General features: G+C 55.8%; 13 protein-coding genes. 9 read left to right on the forward strand and 4 right to left on the reverse strand.

The window, feature by feature from the left end; all coding sequences use genetic code 11:
• Positions 1–56: 56 nt before the first annotated feature.
• Complete coding sequence (locus tag B347_RS0105430; RefSeq protein ID WP_019408691.1) at positions 57–1,985, reverse strand: transglycosylase SLT domain-containing protein; 1,929 nt, start codon at positions 1,983–1,985, stop codon at positions 57–59.
• 215 nt (positions 1,986–2,200) lie between these two features.
• On the opposite strand from B347_RS0105430, the gene B347_RS0105440 reads away from it, so the two are divergent.
• Positions 2,201–4,117, forward strand: coding sequence for an ATP-binding cassette domain-containing protein (locus tag B347_RS0105440; RefSeq protein WP_019408693.1), 1,917 nt, complete (start codon positions 2,201–2,203; stop codon positions 4,115–4,117).
• Between the two features lie 133 nt (positions 4,118–4,250).
• On the opposite strand, the gene B347_RS0105445 is transcribed toward B347_RS0105440, so the two are convergent.
• The gene (locus B347_RS0105445; RefSeq protein WP_026014001.1) at positions 4,251–4,691 is read right to left on the reverse strand and encodes a universal stress protein; all 441 of its coding nucleotides are present in this window, start codon (positions 4,689–4,691) and stop codon (positions 4,251–4,253) included.
• 116 nt (positions 4,692–4,807) lie between these two features.
• Here B347_RS0105445 and B347_RS0105450 point away from each other — a divergent pair, with 116 nt between their 5' ends.
• From B347_RS0105450 to B347_RS0105480, 7 genes are all read left to right on the forward strand, one after another.
• Positions 4,808–5,245, forward strand: a complete 438-nt coding sequence (locus B347_RS0105450; protein WP_019408695.1) for a hypothetical protein — start codon at positions 4,808–4,810, stop codon at positions 5,243–5,245.
• Between the two features lie 413 nt (positions 5,246–5,658).
• Entirely contained in the window at positions 5,659–7,806 is a 2,148-nt protein-coding gene (fadB, locus tag B347_RS0105455; RefSeq protein ID WP_019408696.1) for a fatty acid oxidation complex subunit alpha FadB, read from the forward strand.
• 27 nt (positions 7,807–7,833) lie between these two features.
• Entirely contained in the window at positions 7,834–9,009 is a 1,176-nt protein-coding gene (gene fadA, locus B347_RS0105460) for an acetyl-CoA C-acyltransferase FadA (protein ID WP_026014002.1), read from the forward strand.
• A gap of 87 nt (positions 9,010–9,096) precedes the next feature.
• Positions 9,097–9,333 carry a DUF1653 domain-containing protein gene (locus B347_RS0105465; RefSeq protein WP_026014003.1) on the forward strand — a complete coding sequence of 79 codons (237 nt, stop codon included), beginning with the start codon at positions 9,097–9,099 and terminating at the stop codon, positions 9,331–9,333.
• A 114-nt stretch (positions 9,334–9,447) separates the two neighbouring features.
• On the forward strand, positions 9,448–12,075 hold the full coding sequence (gene topA, locus B347_RS0105470) for a type I DNA topoisomerase (protein ID WP_019408699.1): 2,628 nt from the start codon (positions 9,448–9,450) through the stop codon (positions 12,073–12,075).
• Between the two features lie 292 nt (positions 12,076–12,367).
• Positions 12,368–12,889: a DUF6586 family protein gene (locus tag B347_RS0105475; protein ID WP_026014004.1), complete on the forward strand. Its 522-nt coding sequence runs from the start codon at positions 12,368–12,370 to the stop codon at positions 12,887–12,889.
• A gap of 118 nt (positions 12,890–13,007) precedes the next feature.
• Positions 13,008–13,241, forward strand: coding sequence for a hypothetical protein (locus B347_RS0105480; protein ID WP_019408701.1), 234 nt, complete (start codon positions 13,008–13,010; stop codon positions 13,239–13,241).
• Positions 13,242–13,300: 59 nt separating this feature from the next.
• On the opposite strand, the gene sulA is transcribed toward B347_RS0105480, so the two are convergent.
• Complete coding sequence (sulA, locus tag B347_RS0105485) at positions 13,301–13,774, reverse strand: SOS-induced cell division inhibitor SulA (RefSeq protein WP_019408702.1); 474 nt, start codon at positions 13,772–13,774, stop codon at positions 13,301–13,303.
• Positions 13,775–13,785: 11 nt separating this feature from the next.
• Entirely contained in the window at positions 13,786–14,394 is a 609-nt protein-coding gene (lexA, locus tag B347_RS0105490; protein WP_026014005.1) for a transcriptional repressor LexA, read from the reverse strand.
• 261 nt (positions 14,395–14,655) lie between these two features.
• Here lexA and B347_RS0105495 point away from each other — a divergent pair, with 261 nt between their 5' ends.
• Positions 14,656–15,363 carry a TetR/AcrR family transcriptional regulator gene (locus B347_RS0105495; RefSeq protein WP_019408703.1) on the forward strand — a complete coding sequence of 236 codons (708 nt, stop codon included), beginning with the start codon at positions 14,656–14,658 and terminating at the stop codon, positions 15,361–15,363.
• Positions 15,364–15,527 lie beyond the last annotated feature (164 nt).

Here is a 15,527-nt window from a genome sequence, read left to right on the forward strand (position 1 = left end):
GCAGGGCGCTAGTTAATCTGTCCAACTTTTGGGGGGCAGTTCAGGGGTTTCGTCAATTACTGATCATCAAAATACCGTTCATGCCAGTCCACCAGTGGCTGTGGCACGTTAAGTTTCTGTCCGTAGATCACCGAATAAGACAACACGTTCTGTACGTATTGGCGGGTTTCGTCGAACGGAATGCTTTCAATCCATACATCAAAGCCCAAGTGATTTGCACCTTTGAGCCACTGTCGCACCCGGCCCGGACCTGCGTTGTAGGCTGCGGAAGCGAGCACGCGGTTGCCATTGAATTGACCATGCACCTGACTCAGGTAGGCAGCGCCAAGCTGGATGTTTTTATCCGGGTCCAGCACTTGCTGCGGCGAGGCCAGTGGGATGCTGAATTTACGGGCTGTCTCTTTGGCCGTAGCTGGCATCAATTGCATCAAGCCGCTGGCGCCGACGCCGGAACGGGCGTCGTCCATAAAGGCACTTTCCTGACGCGTAATGGCGAAAACCCAGCTTGAGTGCAGCCCGCGCACTTTAGCTTCGCGCACCAGAGTGTCTCGGTGAGCCATTGGGAAACGAATATCTAGATCGTCCCAATATTGCGCCTGACTGATGGTGCGGATGGCCGGGAAATACCATTTCAGGTCGTACGCCAGCTTGGCCTGGGCGACCATTTCGTCTCGATTGAAATGGCGGCTGACGTAATACCATTCGCGTCGACCATCCACCACTTGGCCGCGTGCATGGAACTCCAATGCACGCTGCACGCCGGGTGTATTGCGCACTTTGTTGATCAGTTGCGGACTGAGCATCAGGGGTCTGTTGTTGAGCTGATAAGGCGTTTGCGCCCGATCAGCGGCCAGGAAACCATAGAAGTCACGTTCCTTGGCGACATTTTTCAGCAGTACCAGCGCCTGCGGATTTTTTGGCTCGGCCAGTTCCAGGCTGCGAGCTTGCCAGTAACGCCAGCGGTTGGTGGTTGCCAAGTCTTGCGGCAGTTTTTTGGTCAACTGGTAGGCGTCTTCCCAGCGCGCGAGGCGCAACAGCAGGCGCAGGCGCCATTCGGTGACAGTGTTGTCACGCAACTCCGGGTCGTACTGGGTCATGATGTTCAGGCCGCGGCTATCGTAACGGCGGGCGAACGTCAGGCCGATTTCTCGGGCGATGGACACTTTTTCGTCACGAGAAAAGTGCATGTTAGTGGCATAGGTGTCGAGCAGGGCTGCAGCCTTTTCCGGGTCTTGGCGTGCCAAGCGTCGCAGGCCAAGGCCGACCGCGTCCGACATGGCCTCGCTGGCCGGGGCAAAGCGTGACGGCTGGCTGAGCATATCGGGCTTCTGCGCCACGTCGATCATGATTTTGGCTTGCGGGCCCAAGGTAGTGAGGCCGCTGGCCAGCGAGGTGGCCAGCGCGTAATTGCGTGCTTCGGCGGCAAGCTTGACCCGCTGCCAGCGTTTTTGCTCGGTCAGTTGGCCCTCGGCGGCCCATTGGCTGAACAGTGCATCACAGGCGGCCGGTTGTGCTTTGCCAACCAGCCAGAGCTTCTCTGCGTTGGCATAACCTTCGGCCTTGAGGTTGTGATTGAGCTGATACTGGCCGTTGAGGCAGTCGAGTTCAGTGAAATTGAGCTTGGGGTCGTAGTACTTGGTGAAGGTGGCCCAATCGCCACGGTCTGCCAGCCAACGCAGCCAGCGCAGTTTCATCCAGTTGGCTTGCGGCAGGTCGCCATGTTCGGCCAAAAACTGCTCGATTTCGGTGTTGCTGGCGGACTTCAGGCGGGCGGTCAGCTCGTCATATGCCAGGTAAGGTGTCAGTGGGTAACTGCGCAGGGCGGTGGCATTTTGAAAATATGGGCTGGAGTCGCCTTTGGCCAAGGCACGCTTAGCGTCGTCATACAGTTGGCGTTGTTGAGTCAGGTCTGCGGCCAGCGTGGATTGCACGGCGCAGCTGGTGAGAAGCAGGCAGGATAAAAAGTTGAAAAGACGACTGCGCATGAGGCTTCCGTACAGGTAAAGATCACGACAAGTGCGGGGGTGTACCGCACTGATTGCCTCGTAGCTTAGCCTTTTGCCAGCGAGCCGTGAAAGCCTTGCCGGCCAACCGGTGCAACTTGGTACTAATTGAGGGGTTGGCGCGTCCGTACAAGAAATACCCGGCCGCCTGCGGGCTCAAATCAGGTAGAATGCGCGCCCAGTTTTTGGAGAAGCTCATGACCCTGCTCAAATTCAGCGATGTGTCCCTTGCTTTCGGCTCTACGCCGTTGTTGGACAAGGTGTCCTGGCAGATCGCCCGTGGAGAGCGGGTGTGCATCATCGGCCGCAACGGCACCGGCAAGTCCAGCATGATGAAGCTGGTAAAAGGTGACCAAAAGCCCGACGACGGCTCTGTCTGGCGCGCACCCGGCCTCAAGATTGGCGAATTGCCGCAAGAGTTGCCGGTGGCCGACGGACGGACAGTGTTCGACGTTGTGGCCGAAGGCCTAGACGGTGTCGGCGAGTTACTTGCGCAGTACCATCACCTCAGCCAGAACATCGTCACCGATGCCGACCTGGACAAGCTGATGCACGTCCAGCAAGACCTTGAAGCCCGTGATGGCTGGCGCTTGCAGCAATTGGTCGACAGCACCCTAAGCCGCTTGCAGTTGCCGGCAGACAAAACCCTCGCCGAATTGTCGGGTGGCTGGCGTCGCCGCGTCCTGCTGGCGCAAGCACTGGTTTCCGAGCCGGATTTGCTGCTGCTCGACGAACCGACCAACCACTTGGACATCGGTGCAATTGCGTGGCTGGAAGAGGCCTTGAAGGATTTCCAGGGCGCTGTTCTGTTCATCACGCACGACCGTTCCTTCTTGCAGAACCTGGCCACCCGGATTCTGGAACTGGACCGTGGCGGCCTGATCGACTGGAATGGCGACTACGCCAGCTTCCTAGTACACAAGGAAGCCACCCTGGCGGCAGAAGAAACCGCTAACGCGCTGTTCGACAAGCGTCTGGCTCAGGAAGAAGTGTGGATCCGTCAGGGCATCAAGGCCCGTCGTACCCGTAACGAAGGCCGTGTTCGCGCCTTGAAAGCCCTGCGGGTAGAGCGCAGCGAGCGTCGTGAGCGCACGGGCAAGGCCAACATCCTGCTCGACACTGCCGACAAGTCCGGCAAGCAAGTGATGGTGCTGGAAAACGTCAGCTTTGCTCACCCGAATGGTCCGTTCCTGATCAAGGACTTCTCGATGGTCCTGCAGCGTGGCGACCGTATCGGTTTGCTGGGCGCGAATGGTACAGGCAAGACCACACTGTTGAAGCTGATGCTGGGTGGTCTGCAACCGACTGACGGCAAAGTGGAAGAAGGCACGCGCATCGACGTGGCGTACTTCGATCAGTTGCGTCACCAGTTGGACCTGGAAAAAACCGTGATCGACAACGTGGCTGAAGGCCGCGACTTTATCGACATCGACGGTCAAAGCCGCCACGTCCTCAGCTACCTGGGTGACTTCCTGTTTAGCCCTCAGCGTGCCCGCACGCCGGTCAAGGCGCTGTCGGGTGGTGAGCGTGCGCGTCTGTTACTGGCCAAATTGTTCAGCAAACCAGCCAACTTGCTGGTCCTCGACGAACCGACCAACGACCTAGACGTTGAAACCCTGGAGTTATTGGAAGAGGTGCTGCTGACCTTCCAAGGTACCGTGCTGATGGTCAGCCACGACCGGGCATTCCTCGACAACGTGGTCACCAGCACCCTGGTCTTTGAAGGTGAAGGCAAGGTGCGTGAATACGTAGGCGGTTATCAGGACTGGCTGCGTCAGGGCGGCTCGCCGCGCCTGTTGGGCGTCACCGAGAGCAAATCTGGCAAAGCTGACTTGAACTCGGCAGTGGTCACTGCTGCACCGGCTACGGCCGCTGCACAGCCCGCACCTGCGGCAAAAAAGAAACTCAGCTACAAGCTTCAGCGTGAGTTGGAAGCGTTGCCCGGTGACATAGACGCCAAGGAACAAGCCATTGCGGCCGTTGAGGCTGAAATGGCGAAAGCGGATTTTTATCAACGTCCTGCTGCGCAAACGGCTGAAGTGATCGCCAAGCTTGAGAAACTGCAAGCTGAGCTTGAGCAATTGGTTGAGCGTTGGGCTGAGCTGGATGCCTGATTGACCGTTTGCTGAAATGAAAAAGCCCGGCCTTTTAATCAAGGGCCGGGCTTTTTTGCTGTTGCCGAACAGGGATCTTCAATCGCAATGTCGCTCGCCTATACGAGAACTGACCCGGTAGGAGCGAGCAGCATTAATCCGCTTTTTTCAGGCTAACGGCCAGTACATCGCATGGTGCGCCGTGCAGCACGTCATTGGCGGTTGAGCCCAGTAGCAGCGCTAGGCCATGGCGGCCATGGCTGCCGACCACGATCAGTTCGCAGTGGTGCTCTTTGGCAAAGCCATGAATCTCCTGGCGTGGCTGGCCGTATTTGAGGTGGCAGTTTTCTTTGTTCAGTTGCGGGTATACATCTATCAACCGCTCAAGGCGTTCTTTGGCTTGGTCGAATTGTTGCTGCTGCAATTGCGACAGATCCATTGGGACGTCGCCGCCAAAGGCCATTGCCATCGGCTCGACGATATGAATGAGTGACAGTTTTGCATTGTTGGCTTCAGCGCTGGCGCTGGCGCGATAAATTACCGGATCGCATTCTTCGGTCAGGTCGACGGCAACCAAAATATGTTTGTAGGGCAACGGCGAAGTCATATGAAGCGCTCCTGTAAATGGCGATTAGTTATGAGTATGGCCCCTTTCTAGAGGCTTGGCTTGGATCGGGGTCAACTCGTTTATCAGGTAATGAGAGTAGAAATATGACGGTATGGATAGTGGTGTCAATCCTGGCGCTGGTTCTGAGCCCTCTGGCATGGCTGCGTCCTTCGCGGCGCCAAAGTGGTCGAATGGCATTGCGTATGGAGGCGCGGCGCATGGGTTTGGCAATGCAACTCGCGAGCCAGGAATGGCCACATTGGCTAGAACCTGAGCCGCCGGGCTCCTGCGCGCAATTCCATCGCCCGCGGCGCGGTACTAAACCTGAAATATGGTGCTATTGGCAATCATCGCCAAGAATATGGGTCAATCAGTGGCGTGAAGAGTGTGTCGATGAACGCTTGTTGGCGCAGTTTAAAAAACTGCCGGCGAATGTGTACAAGGTCGAAGCGGGCGCCCAAATGATTGCACTGTATTGGGGCGAGAAGGGTGAGCCAGAAGTTTTGCTGGCTATTGACCAGGTGCTTAAAGCATTGGCGTGAATAATAGCGCCGTAGCAGTTGACGAGCTCCGCGCGCTCGGCAACTGCTACGGTCTGCCGGACGTTTCAACAAGGCAGTTGTTCCCATTGGCAAAACCCTCTCTGTACTCAGCAAAACCCTGTCTATCCTTGTCTGCTCTTTCGCGGGTTTTAAAACTGACTGGCAAGTCGTTTTGTCATCGTTGTTTTGGACAATTGACAATCGATGGCTTTTCCGTGAAGGTGTCCACACCCAAATCAAACGGGCGTATGAATCGAGTGTTTGTCTTGTCAGACGGCACTCGCAGAACCCCGATTATCGCGTTGGCGGGTGTGCCTGGCGGATTGGCATCAACATTGACGCAAAGGTCAATGACAGCCAGACGCTAGCGTCCGACGTGTACTGTTCAGCTTCCATATCGTGGAGATCAGTTGATGATTTACGAAGGTAAAGCCATCACGGTTACGGCTCTTGAAAGTGGCATCGTCGAACTCAAGTTCGATCTCAAGGGTGAGTCCGTCAACAAGTTCAACCGTCTAACCCTGAACGAATTGCGTCAGGCAGTGGATGCGATTAAGGCAGATGCTTCGGTCAAGGGTGTCATCGTTTCCAGTGGCAAAGACGTTTTTATCGTCGGCGCAGACATCACCGAATTCGTCGAAAACTTCAAGTTGCCGGATGCCGAGCTGATCGCGGGCAACCTCGAAGCCAACAAAATATTCAGTGATTTCGAAGACCTAGACGTCCCGACTGTGGCGGCCATCAATGGCATCGCCTTGGGTGGCGGTTTGGAAATGTGCTTGGCAGCGGACTTCCGTGTCATGGCCGACGGCGCCAAAATTGGTCTGCCAGAAGTCAAACTGGGCATCTACCCAGGCTTCGGTGGCACCGTGCGTTTGCCTCGCCTGATCGGCGTTGATAACGCTGTTGAGTGGATTGCTTCCGGTAAAGAAAACCGCGCCGAAGACGCGCTTAAAGTCAGTGCTGTTGACGCTGTAGTGACCGCTGACAAGCTGGGCGCTGCCGCGCTGGACCTGATCAAACGTGCCATCAGTGGCGAATTGGATTACAAGGCCAAGCGTCAGCCGAAGCTTGAAAAACTCAAGCTGAACGCCATTGAACAAATGATGGCTTTCGAAACCGCCAAAGGTTTCGTTGCGGGTCAAGCCGGCCCTAACTACCCCGCGCCGGTTGAAGCGATCAAGACTATCCAGAAAGCCGCGAATTTCGGTCGTGACAAGGCGCTGGAAATCGAAGCCACAGGTTTTGCAAAACTGGCAAAAACCAGCGCTTCGCAATGTCTGATCGGCCTGTTCCTGAATGATCAGGAACTGAAGAAAAAAGCCAAGATCTACGACAAGATCGCCAAAGACGTGAAGCAAGCTGCCGTGCTCGGCGCAGGCATCATGGGTGGCGGTATTGCCTATCAGTCGGCCTCCAAAGGCACGCCGATCCTGATGAAAGACATTAACGAGCACGGTATTGAGCAGGGTTTGGCTGAAGCCGCCAAGTTGCTGGTGGGCCGTGTTGATAAAGGTCGCATGACCCCGGCAAAAATGGCCGAAGTGCTTAACGGTATTCGTCCCACGTTGTCCTACGGTGATTTCGGCAACGTCGACCTGGTGGTCGAAGCCGTTGTTGAAAACCCGAAGGTTAAGCAAGCAGTACTGGCTGAAGTGGAAAACCACGTTCGAGAGGATGCCATTCTGGCGTCCAACACCTCTACTATTTCCATCAGCCTGCTGGCCCAAGCCCTTAAACGTCCTGAAAACTTTGTCGGCATGCACTTCTTCAACCCCGTGCACATGATGCCGCTGGTTGAAGTGATTCGTGGCGAGAAGTCCAGCGACCAGGCCGTGGCTACCACCGTTGCTTTCGCCAAAAAAATGGGTAAAAACCCAATCGTCGTTAACGACTGCCCGGGCTTTTTGGTCAACCGTGTCCTGTTCCCGTATTTCGGCGGTTTCGCCAAGCTGGTCAGTGCCGGTGTCGACTTCGTGCGTATCGACAAAGTGATGGAAAAATTCGGCTGGCCGATGGGTCCAGCGTACTTGATGGACGTGGTAGGCATCGACACCGGCCACCACGGTCGCGACGTGATGGCTGAAGGCTTCCCGGACCGCATGAAAGACGACCGCCGCTCAGCGATCGACGCTCTGTATGAGGCAAAGCGCCTAGGCCAGAAGAACGGCAAGGGCTTCTACGCCTACGAGGCTGACAAGAAGGGCAAGCAGAAGAAAGTCGTTGATTCGAGCGTACTTGAGGTGCTCAAACCGATTGTCTACGAGCAGCGCGATGTTACTGACGAAGACATCATCAACTGGATGATGATCCCGCTGTGCCTGGAAACCGTGCGTTGTCTGGAAGACGGTATCGTTGAAACCGCAGCCGAGGCCGACATGGGCTTGGTGTACGGCATTGGCTTCCCGCTGTTCCGTGGCGGCGCGCTGCGTTACATCGACTCGATCGGTGTTGCACAGTTTGTCGCCCTGGCTGATCAGTACGCTGAACTGGGCGCGCTGTACCACCCGACTGCGAAGCTGCGTGAAATGGCCAAAAACGGTCAGAGCTTCTTCGGTTAAGCGCCCCATTAGAGTGAGAGTGAAATTATGAGCTTGAATCCTAGAGACGTGGTGATTGTTGACTTCGGTCGCACCCCGATGGGCCGCTCCAAGGGTGGCATGCACCGCAACACCCGCGCTGAAGACATGTCAGCGCACCTGATCAGTAAAGTGCTGGAGCGCAACAGCAAGGTTGACCCGGCTGAAGTCGAAGACGTGATCTGGGGCTGTGTAAACCAGACCCTGGAGCAAGGCTGGAACATCGCGCGCATGGCGTCGCTGATGACCCAGATCCCGCACACTTCGGCGGCACAAACCGTGAGCCGCCTGTGCGGTTCCTCCATGAGCGCTTTGCACACTGCGGCACAAGCGATTATGACCGGTAACGGTGACGTGTTCGTGGTTGGCGGCGTCGAGCATATGGGCCACGTGAGCATGATGCACGGTGTTGACCCTAACCCTCACATGTCGCTGTACGCGGCAAAAGCATCGGGCATGATGGGTTTGACCGCTGAAATGCTCGGCAAGATGCATGGCATCACTCGTGAGCAGCAGGATGCCTTTGGCGTGCGTTCTCATCAGTTGGCTTACAAGGCGACGATTGAAGGCAAGTTCAAAGACGAAATCATCCCGATGCAGGGTTATGACGAAAACGGCTTCCTGAAAATTTTCGACTACGATGAAACCATCCGTCCGGAAACGACTCTGGAAAGCTTGGCAGCATTGAAGCCTGCGTTTAACCCTAAGGGTGGCACTGTCACGGCGGGTACGTCGTCGCAGATTACCGACGGTGCTTCTTGCATGATTGTAATGTCGGCTCAGCGTGCTAAAGACTTGGGTCTTGAGCCGTTGGCTGTGATCCGCTCAATGGCTGTAGCGGGTGTGGATCCGGCAATCATGGGCTATGGTCCAGTACCGGCTACACAAAAAGCATTGAAGCGCGCGGGCTTGAATATGACCGATATCGACTTCATTGAGCTTAACGAAGCTTTCGCAGCACAGGCTCTGCCAGTGCTGAAAGATTTGAAAGTGCTCGACAAGATGAATGAGAAGGTTAACCTGCACGGCGGTGCAATTGCTCTTGGCCATCCATTTGGATGCTCGGGTGCTCGCATCTCCGGCACTTTGCTCAATGTGATGAAGCAAAATGGCGGCACTTTCGGGTTGTCCACCATGTGCATTGGTCTTGGCCAGGGCATTGCCACTGTCTTCGAACGCGTTTAAAGCGTTGCGTTGATGGAAGCCGGGGCCATGTGCCCCGGTTTTTGTTTTTAGGTGTTTTTCTTTTTTTTATTTGCAGGGGGCCGCAACATGAAGCTACAACCTGGGCTCTATCAGCATTACAAAGGGCCGCAATATCGGGTATTCAATGTGGCGCGCCACTCGGAAACCGAAGAAGACGTTGTCTTTTACCAAGCCTTGTATGGCGAATTCGGCTTTTGGGTTCGCCCGTTGAGCATGTTCCTTGAGACGGTCACCGTTGACGGTGAACAGGTCCCGCGCTTTGCTTTGATTCAGGCTGAACCCAGTCTTTTTTCTCGGCCATAAGGCCTGGTCGCGCAGCACCCTGTGCTTGACCTCGCCTTGTAGCCACTATATACAGCGGTGCCGCGTCAGGCGCTCACCGCCTTTCACTTCTAGAATTCAGGAATTTTCTGATCCATGGGCAAATCGCTGGTCATTGTGGAATCCCCGGCTAAGGCCAAGACCATCAACAAGTACTTGGGTAACGAGTACGTGGTGAAGTCGAGTATCGGCCATATCCGAGACCTGCCCACCAGCGGTTCGGCTAGCGCCAGCAAAGAACCTGCTGCCAAGCGTGGTAAGGCAGCGGCGGGCGAAGCGCCGGCACTATCGCCTAAAGAGAAGGCTCAAAAGCAGCTGATCTCGCGCATGGGGGTCGATCCCGAGCATGGTTGGAAAGCCAAGTACGAGATCTTGCCTGGCAAGGAAAAGGTCATCGAAGAGCTGCGCCGGCTCGCCAAAGATGCTGACACCATCTATCTCGCAACCGACTTGGACCGCGAGGGGGAAGCTATTGCTTGGCACCTGCGCGAAGCCATTGGTGGTGATGACAGCCGCTACAAGCGCGTGGTGTTTAACGAAATCACCAAGAAGGCGATTCAAGAAGCCTTCTCTAAGCCGGGTGAACTGGATATCAATCGGGTTAATGCCCAGCAGGCGCGACGCTTCCTTGATCGCGTTGTGGGTTACATGGTGTCGCCGCTGCTGTGGGCGAAAATTGCCCGTGGCCTGTCGGCTGGCCGTGTGCAGTCCGTTGCTGTAAAGCTGGTGGTTGAACGTGAACGTGAAATTCGTGCGTTCAACCCTGAAGAGTACTGGGAAATCCACGCTGACCTTGGCACTGCCAAGGGCGCGAAAGTACGCTTCGACGTTGCCCGTGAAAAAGGCGAGGCCTTCAAGCCGCTGAACGAAGTCCAAGCCATGGCCGCGTTGGAGAAGCTCAAAGCCTCCAACTACACCATTGCCAAGCGCGAAGACAAACCGACCAGCAGTAAGCCGTCGGCACCGTTTATTACCTCCACCTTGCAGCAGGCCGCGAGCAACCGCCTGGGCTTCGGGGTGAAGAAAACCATGATGATGGCCCAGCGTTTGTACGAAGCGGGCTACATCACGTACATGCGTACCGATTCCACCAACCTCTCGGCTGATGCGGTCGCGATGGCGCGTACCTACATTGAAGGTGAGTTCGGGGAGTCCTACCTGCCTCCGACGCCTAACGTGTACAGCAGCAAGGAAGGCGCACAAGAGGCTCACGAAGCGATTCGTCCTTCTGACGTGAATATGCACCCGAGCAAGCTGTCGGGCATGGAGCGCGACGCTGAGCGCCTCTACGAGCTGATCTGGCGTCAATTCGTGGCGTGCCAGATGCTGCCGGCCAAATACCTGTCGACTACCGTTAGTGTGGCGGCGGGTGATTTCGAGTTGCGTGCCAAGGGCCGCATCCTGAAATTCGACGGTTACACCCGTGTGATGCCGCAAATTACCAAGCCGGGTGATGACGACGTATTGCCGGACATGGCTCAGGGCGACGTGCTCAAACTGATCGATCTCGATCCGAGTCAGCACTTCACCAAGCCACCTGCGCGTTACTCCGAGGCCAGCTTGGTAAAAGAAATGGAAAAACGCGGTATTGGTCGTCCTTCGACCTACGCGGCGATTATCGGGACCATTCAAGACCGTGGTTACGTGGCGCTGCATAACCGCCGTTTCTACTCCGAAAAAATGGGCGATATCGTTACCGAGCGTTTATCCGAGAGCTTCTCTGACCTCATGGACTACGGCTTCACCGCCGGCATGGAAGAGAACCTCGATGACGTGGCACAAGGCGAGCGCGACTGGAAAAACGTGCTTGACGAGTTCTATGGCGACTTCAAGAAAAAACTGGAAGTAGCGGCTGCGCCGGATGGCGGCATGCGTGCAAACCAGCCAGTCATGACCGACATTCCGTGCAAGGAATGTGGTCGTCCGATGCAGATTCGTACGGCTTCGACGGGCGTGTTCCTAGGGTGCTCGGGTTACAGCCTGCCGCCGAAAGAGCGCTGCAAGGCCACCGTCAACCTGGTGCCTGGCGACGAAATCGCTGCGGACGACGAGGGTGAATCCGAGTCGCTGGTACTGCTGGGCAAACACCGTTGCCCGATTTGCAGTACGGCGATGGATGCCTACCTGCTGGATGAGAAGCACAAGCTGCACATTTGCGGTAACAACCCGGATTGTGTGGGTTACGAAATCGAAGAAGGCAACTACCGCATCAAGGGCTACGAAGGGCCGAGTCTTGAGTGCGACAAGTGCGGCAGCGAGATGCAGCTTAAAACGGGGCGTTTCGGTAAGTTCTTCGGTTGCACCAACGCAGAATGCAAAAACACCCGCAAACTGCTGAAAAGCGGTGAGGCTGCGCCGCCGAAAATGGACCCGGTAAAAATGCCGGAGCTTAAGTGCGAGAAAGTTAATGACACGTACATCCTGCGTGACGGTGCTTCGGGCTTGTTCTTGGCGGCTAGCCAGTTTCCGAAAAACCGTGAAACCCGAGCGCCACTGGTGATCGAAATCATCCCGCACAAGGACGAGATTGATCCTAAATACCACTTCCTGTGTGAGGCGCCTAAGAAAGACCCGGATGGCCGTCCGGCGGTTATCCGCTACAGTCGCAAAACCAAAGAGCAGTATGTGCAGACTGAAGTGGATGGCAAACCGACAGGCTGGCGTGCGTTCTATGATGGCGGGAGCTGGAAAGTCGAAGACAAGCGTAAAGAAAAAGACGCTTGATACCGAGCTGAACGGCTAAAAAACCGCGCAAGGGCTGCATGCCTTGCGCGGTTTTTTGTTTAGGTGGGGACCCTTCTCCACAAGTTTTATATAGGAGCCAACTTGCTCGCGATCTTTTGATATTGGGTGGGGCAGTTTCGCTACTCATCGCAGCCTTCGAGCCTCGGCAGCGGCAACAGTGATTTTTTGATCAGGGACGGAGAAAAATCCTCTCGTAATGGCCTTGCGCCCTTATCCCCTATACCTGAGACTGCTGTCAGCCCTTACCCCATTCGCTGTGGAGCGCCTCAACATGGCTCACGAACTCTATACCCGTACCAATCAGAAAATATATTTCGCCGGTTTGGCCCTTGAGGCCATGAATAAGGCCGGGGAGGGGCGGGCTATGAATGCTCAAGCGCTGGTTCAGGCTGAGCGCGAATCGGCTGTGTTCCATTTGTACGGGGCGCTTTTGGGGTTGTGCCACGAAATCGCAGGTTTTTATCGCTTGCCTCAGGCCAATGCCTCCCGCGTTGAGTTGTTGTTGACGCAAGAAGTGTTGGATGCGGCGGCGATTCCCGAGCTGGCTGAAATGGTCGAGCTGGCACGAGCGCCGCAAACATGGCTGGCGCAATTAGTTGCCACTCACGCGGCCTTGTACCAGCCGTTGCAAGCACCAAAGAAGGTTAAGGCAGACGTATTTCAGCCTCTGATCGAGACGGTCAGCCTAGAGGACGAGACCCCCGAAGGGTTGAGTCGCGAGACGTTGGAGGAGTGGCGTCAGAACCTCAAACGTTTGGCCGTCCGGTTTCGTGATGGACTAAATGAGTGTTGATGGTCGCGTATAAAACTGTACAGTCATTCATCAGTCAGTCACTAAACTGTCTCAGATCCTGGAAAAATTACAAAGGATGACTGATATAATCCCGCGCTTTCGTGGAGAACAAACTTTTATGCCAACGTCTTTTCTAGAAATTGTCGAATTGCCAGACGGCCGTATCGAGTTGCGCCGGGCTGAAGACGAGGGGTCTTTGGTGACGCTCAACTTCTCGGAAGACGCCAAGGCTTTTCTTCAAGGTCAACACGTCGAGGTGGCCAAAGCCATGCTCAGCGTAGGTGTTCAGATGGCGGGTCGATTGGCCGAAGGCGAGCTTGAAAAAGACGAAGGACCGCGCATCCTGCACTAAGTGCTTAGTGAGCAGTGCGTGCCACACGGAGGCTTGTGCGATGCGCTCAAGCCCTGTGCTTAGCCAAGACGAATATTCAAGCTTTGCCCGCGTCCGGTACGTGCTGCGCCAATCAGTTGTTGGCGAGCGGCGACGGTCAACGGGTTAATCCAGCTGACCACGGTATGGCTGCGACCCAAACGCAGCGCTTCGCAGGTAAGTTGCATGGCGCTTTTATTGCCGTTGGGTTGCAGGAGCAAAATGCGCTCGCGGTTCAACCCAGCATCGCGTAGCCAGCTTTGAGTCAAGCTGGCAGGCGGTGCTATCAGGGTTAGCCAGCGGTCGTCTTGTTGCTCGCTCAATTCGCGGAGCATGGGAGCCAGTAGGTTCAAGCAGTTCCCGGCAGCACCGCGCAGCGACAACTCACTGAATACTTCAGGTTCGGCGCTCCAGGGCGCTTCGAGCACTTCTTTCATCGTAGAGGGCATGGGTTGTGCCATGAACACTTCGAACAGAGGGAGTTGTGCTGGCAGCGGTGTGTGTGGGAACTGCATGGCGTCTCCTTTTAGCGGCGTATAACGCCGACACTCAGGCCTTCGATAACCAGATCTTGCTCTTTGAGATTGACTTCAATGGGCGCGAAATCCGGGTTTTCAGCGATCAGCCAGACCTTGCTGCCTTCACGCTTGAAGCGCTTAACGGTGACTTCGTCGTCAATGCGGGCCACAACAATCTGGCCGTTTCGGGCTTCGCGGCAGGTATGCACGGCCAGAAGGTCGCCATCAAAGATGCCGACATCCTTCATGCTCATGCCTTGTACCCGTAGCAGGTAGTCAGCGCGAGGGTGGAAGAAGGTTGGGTTTATGTTGCAGGACTCTTCGACGTGCTCTTGCGCCAGAATCGGGGCGCCGGCAGCGACTCGGCCGATGATGGGAAGGGTAGATTCGTCAGCTTTGGCCTCAAAGCCGGGTATGCGAATACCGCGAGAAGCGCCGGGAGTCATTTCGATAGCACCCTTGCGAGCAAGGGCTTTGAGGTGCTCTTCGGCGGCGTTGGGGGATTTGAAACCCAGCTCCTGTGCGATCTCGGCACGGGTGGGCGGGTATCCGTTGTCATCCAGGCATCGCTTGATGAAGGCCAGGATCTCAGCTTGGCGTGGCGTCAGTTTTATCATAGTGATCGCTCTGTCTTTTTATACAGTGACTGGGATTATATACAGTGAAGGCTCATTGGCAATCACCCATTTTCAGCCATCCGCTGGACGGTCACTGGCAGTTTGTATAATCCGCCTTTTACCCGGCTAAGCCTTGCTGGCGGCGGCTGTGGTTAAATGCGAGACCGCCCAGTCGCAAACCGAACACGTCGCCTTGACTTTTTACAAGTCGAAACGTATGTTTCAAACAAGTGTTTAAATGTTTTGTCAGGCGGAGTAGCCATGGCCCAGTCGGAAACCGTTGAACGTATCCTTGATGCTGCCGAGCAGCTGTTCGCGGAAAAAGGTTTTGCTGAAACTTCATTGCGGCTGATTACCAGCAAAGCCTCGGTCAACCTTGCGGCGGTGAATTACCATTTTGGTTCAAAAAAAGCGCTGATTCAGGCGGTTTTCTCGCGTTTCCTGGGGCCGTTTTGCGCCAACCTTGATCGCGAGCTCGAGCGTCGTCAAGCCAAGCCTGAAAATCGTCCCAGCCTTGAAGAACTGTTGGAAATACTGGTTGAGCAGGCGCTGGTGATTCAGCCGCGCAGTGGTAATGATCTGTCCATTTTCATGCGCTTGTTGGGGTTGGCGTTCAGCCAAAGCCAAGGGCACTTACGTCGCTATTTAGAAGACATGTACGGCAAGGTGTTCCGCCGTTATATGGTGCTGGTGAACGAAGCCGCGCCTCAGATCCCGCCCATTGAGCTGTTTTGGCGTGTGCACTTTATGCTTGGTGCCGCGGCGTTCAGCATGTCTGGGATCAAAGCCCTGCGCGCCATCGCCGAAACCGATTTTGGGGTTAATACCTCAATCGAGCAGGTGATGCGCTTGATGGTGCCATTTCTTGCTGCGGGCATGCGTGCGCAAAGCGGTGTGACTGATCCGGTGATGGTCGGGGCCCAGCTTCGTCCCCGCACTAAAACCCCGCCGGTTGCCGTCAAGGTTTGACCGCTCGCGGGTGGGCGCGGCAGCTTTGTTCCGCTAAGCTAGCCGCCATGCCTAGCCCTGACTTATTCCCGTCTATTGATTCGTCGCTGCCTCTCTGGTGTGCGGCGATCAGGCGTGCGCCCGCACCTCTGAACCGGGAAATAAGCGCTTTCTCTCTTAAGGAT

It is taken from the genome of Pseudomonas psychrophila HA-4, assembly GCF_000282975.1.
Taxonomy (GTDB): domain Bacteria; phylum Pseudomonadota; class Gammaproteobacteria; order Pseudomonadales; family Pseudomonadaceae; genus Aquipseudomonas; species Aquipseudomonas psychrophila_A.

What these genes read in the sequence shown, in the direction of transcription:
- B347_RS0105440 (WP_019408693.1), top strand. Translation starts at nt 2,201, where the DNA reads ATGACCCTGCTCAAATTCAGCGATGTGTCCCTTGCTTTCGGCTCTACG.
- topA (WP_019408699.1), top strand. Translation starts at nt 9,448, where the DNA reads ATGGGCAAATCGCTGGTCATTGTGGAATCCCCGGCTAAGGCCAAGACC.
- B347_RS0105450 (WP_019408695.1), top strand. Translation starts at nt 4,808, where the DNA reads ATGACGGTATGGATAGTGGTGTCAATCCTGGCGCTGGTTCTGAGCCCT.
- sulA (WP_019408702.1), bottom strand. Translation starts at nt 13,774, where the DNA reads ATGCAGTTCCCACACACACCGCTGCCAGCACAACTCCCTCTGTTCGAA.
- fadB (WP_019408696.1), top strand. Translation starts at nt 5,659, where the DNA reads ATGATTTACGAAGGTAAAGCCATCACGGTTACGGCTCTTGAAAGTGGC.
- B347_RS0105465 (WP_026014003.1), top strand. Translation starts at nt 9,097, where the DNA reads ATGAAGCTACAACCTGGGCTCTATCAGCATTACAAAGGGCCGCAATAT.
- B347_RS0105430 (WP_019408691.1), bottom strand. Translation starts at nt 1,985, where the DNA reads ATGCGCAGTCGTCTTTTCAACTTTTTATCCTGCCTGCTTCTCACCAGC.
- B347_RS0105495 (WP_019408703.1), top strand. Translation starts at nt 14,656, where the DNA reads ATGGCCCAGTCGGAAACCGTTGAACGTATCCTTGATGCTGCCGAGCAG.
- lexA (WP_026014005.1), bottom strand. Translation starts at nt 14,394, where the DNA reads ATGATAAAACTGACGCCACGCCAAGCTGAGATCCTGGCCTTCATCAAG.
- fadA (WP_026014002.1), top strand. Translation starts at nt 7,834, where the DNA reads ATGAGCTTGAATCCTAGAGACGTGGTGATTGTTGACTTCGGTCGCACC.
- B347_RS0105480 (WP_019408701.1), top strand. Translation starts at nt 13,008, where the DNA reads ATGCCAACGTCTTTTCTAGAAATTGTCGAATTGCCAGACGGCCGTATC.
- B347_RS0105475 (WP_026014004.1), top strand. Translation starts at nt 12,368, where the DNA reads ATGGCTCACGAACTCTATACCCGTACCAATCAGAAAATATATTTCGCC.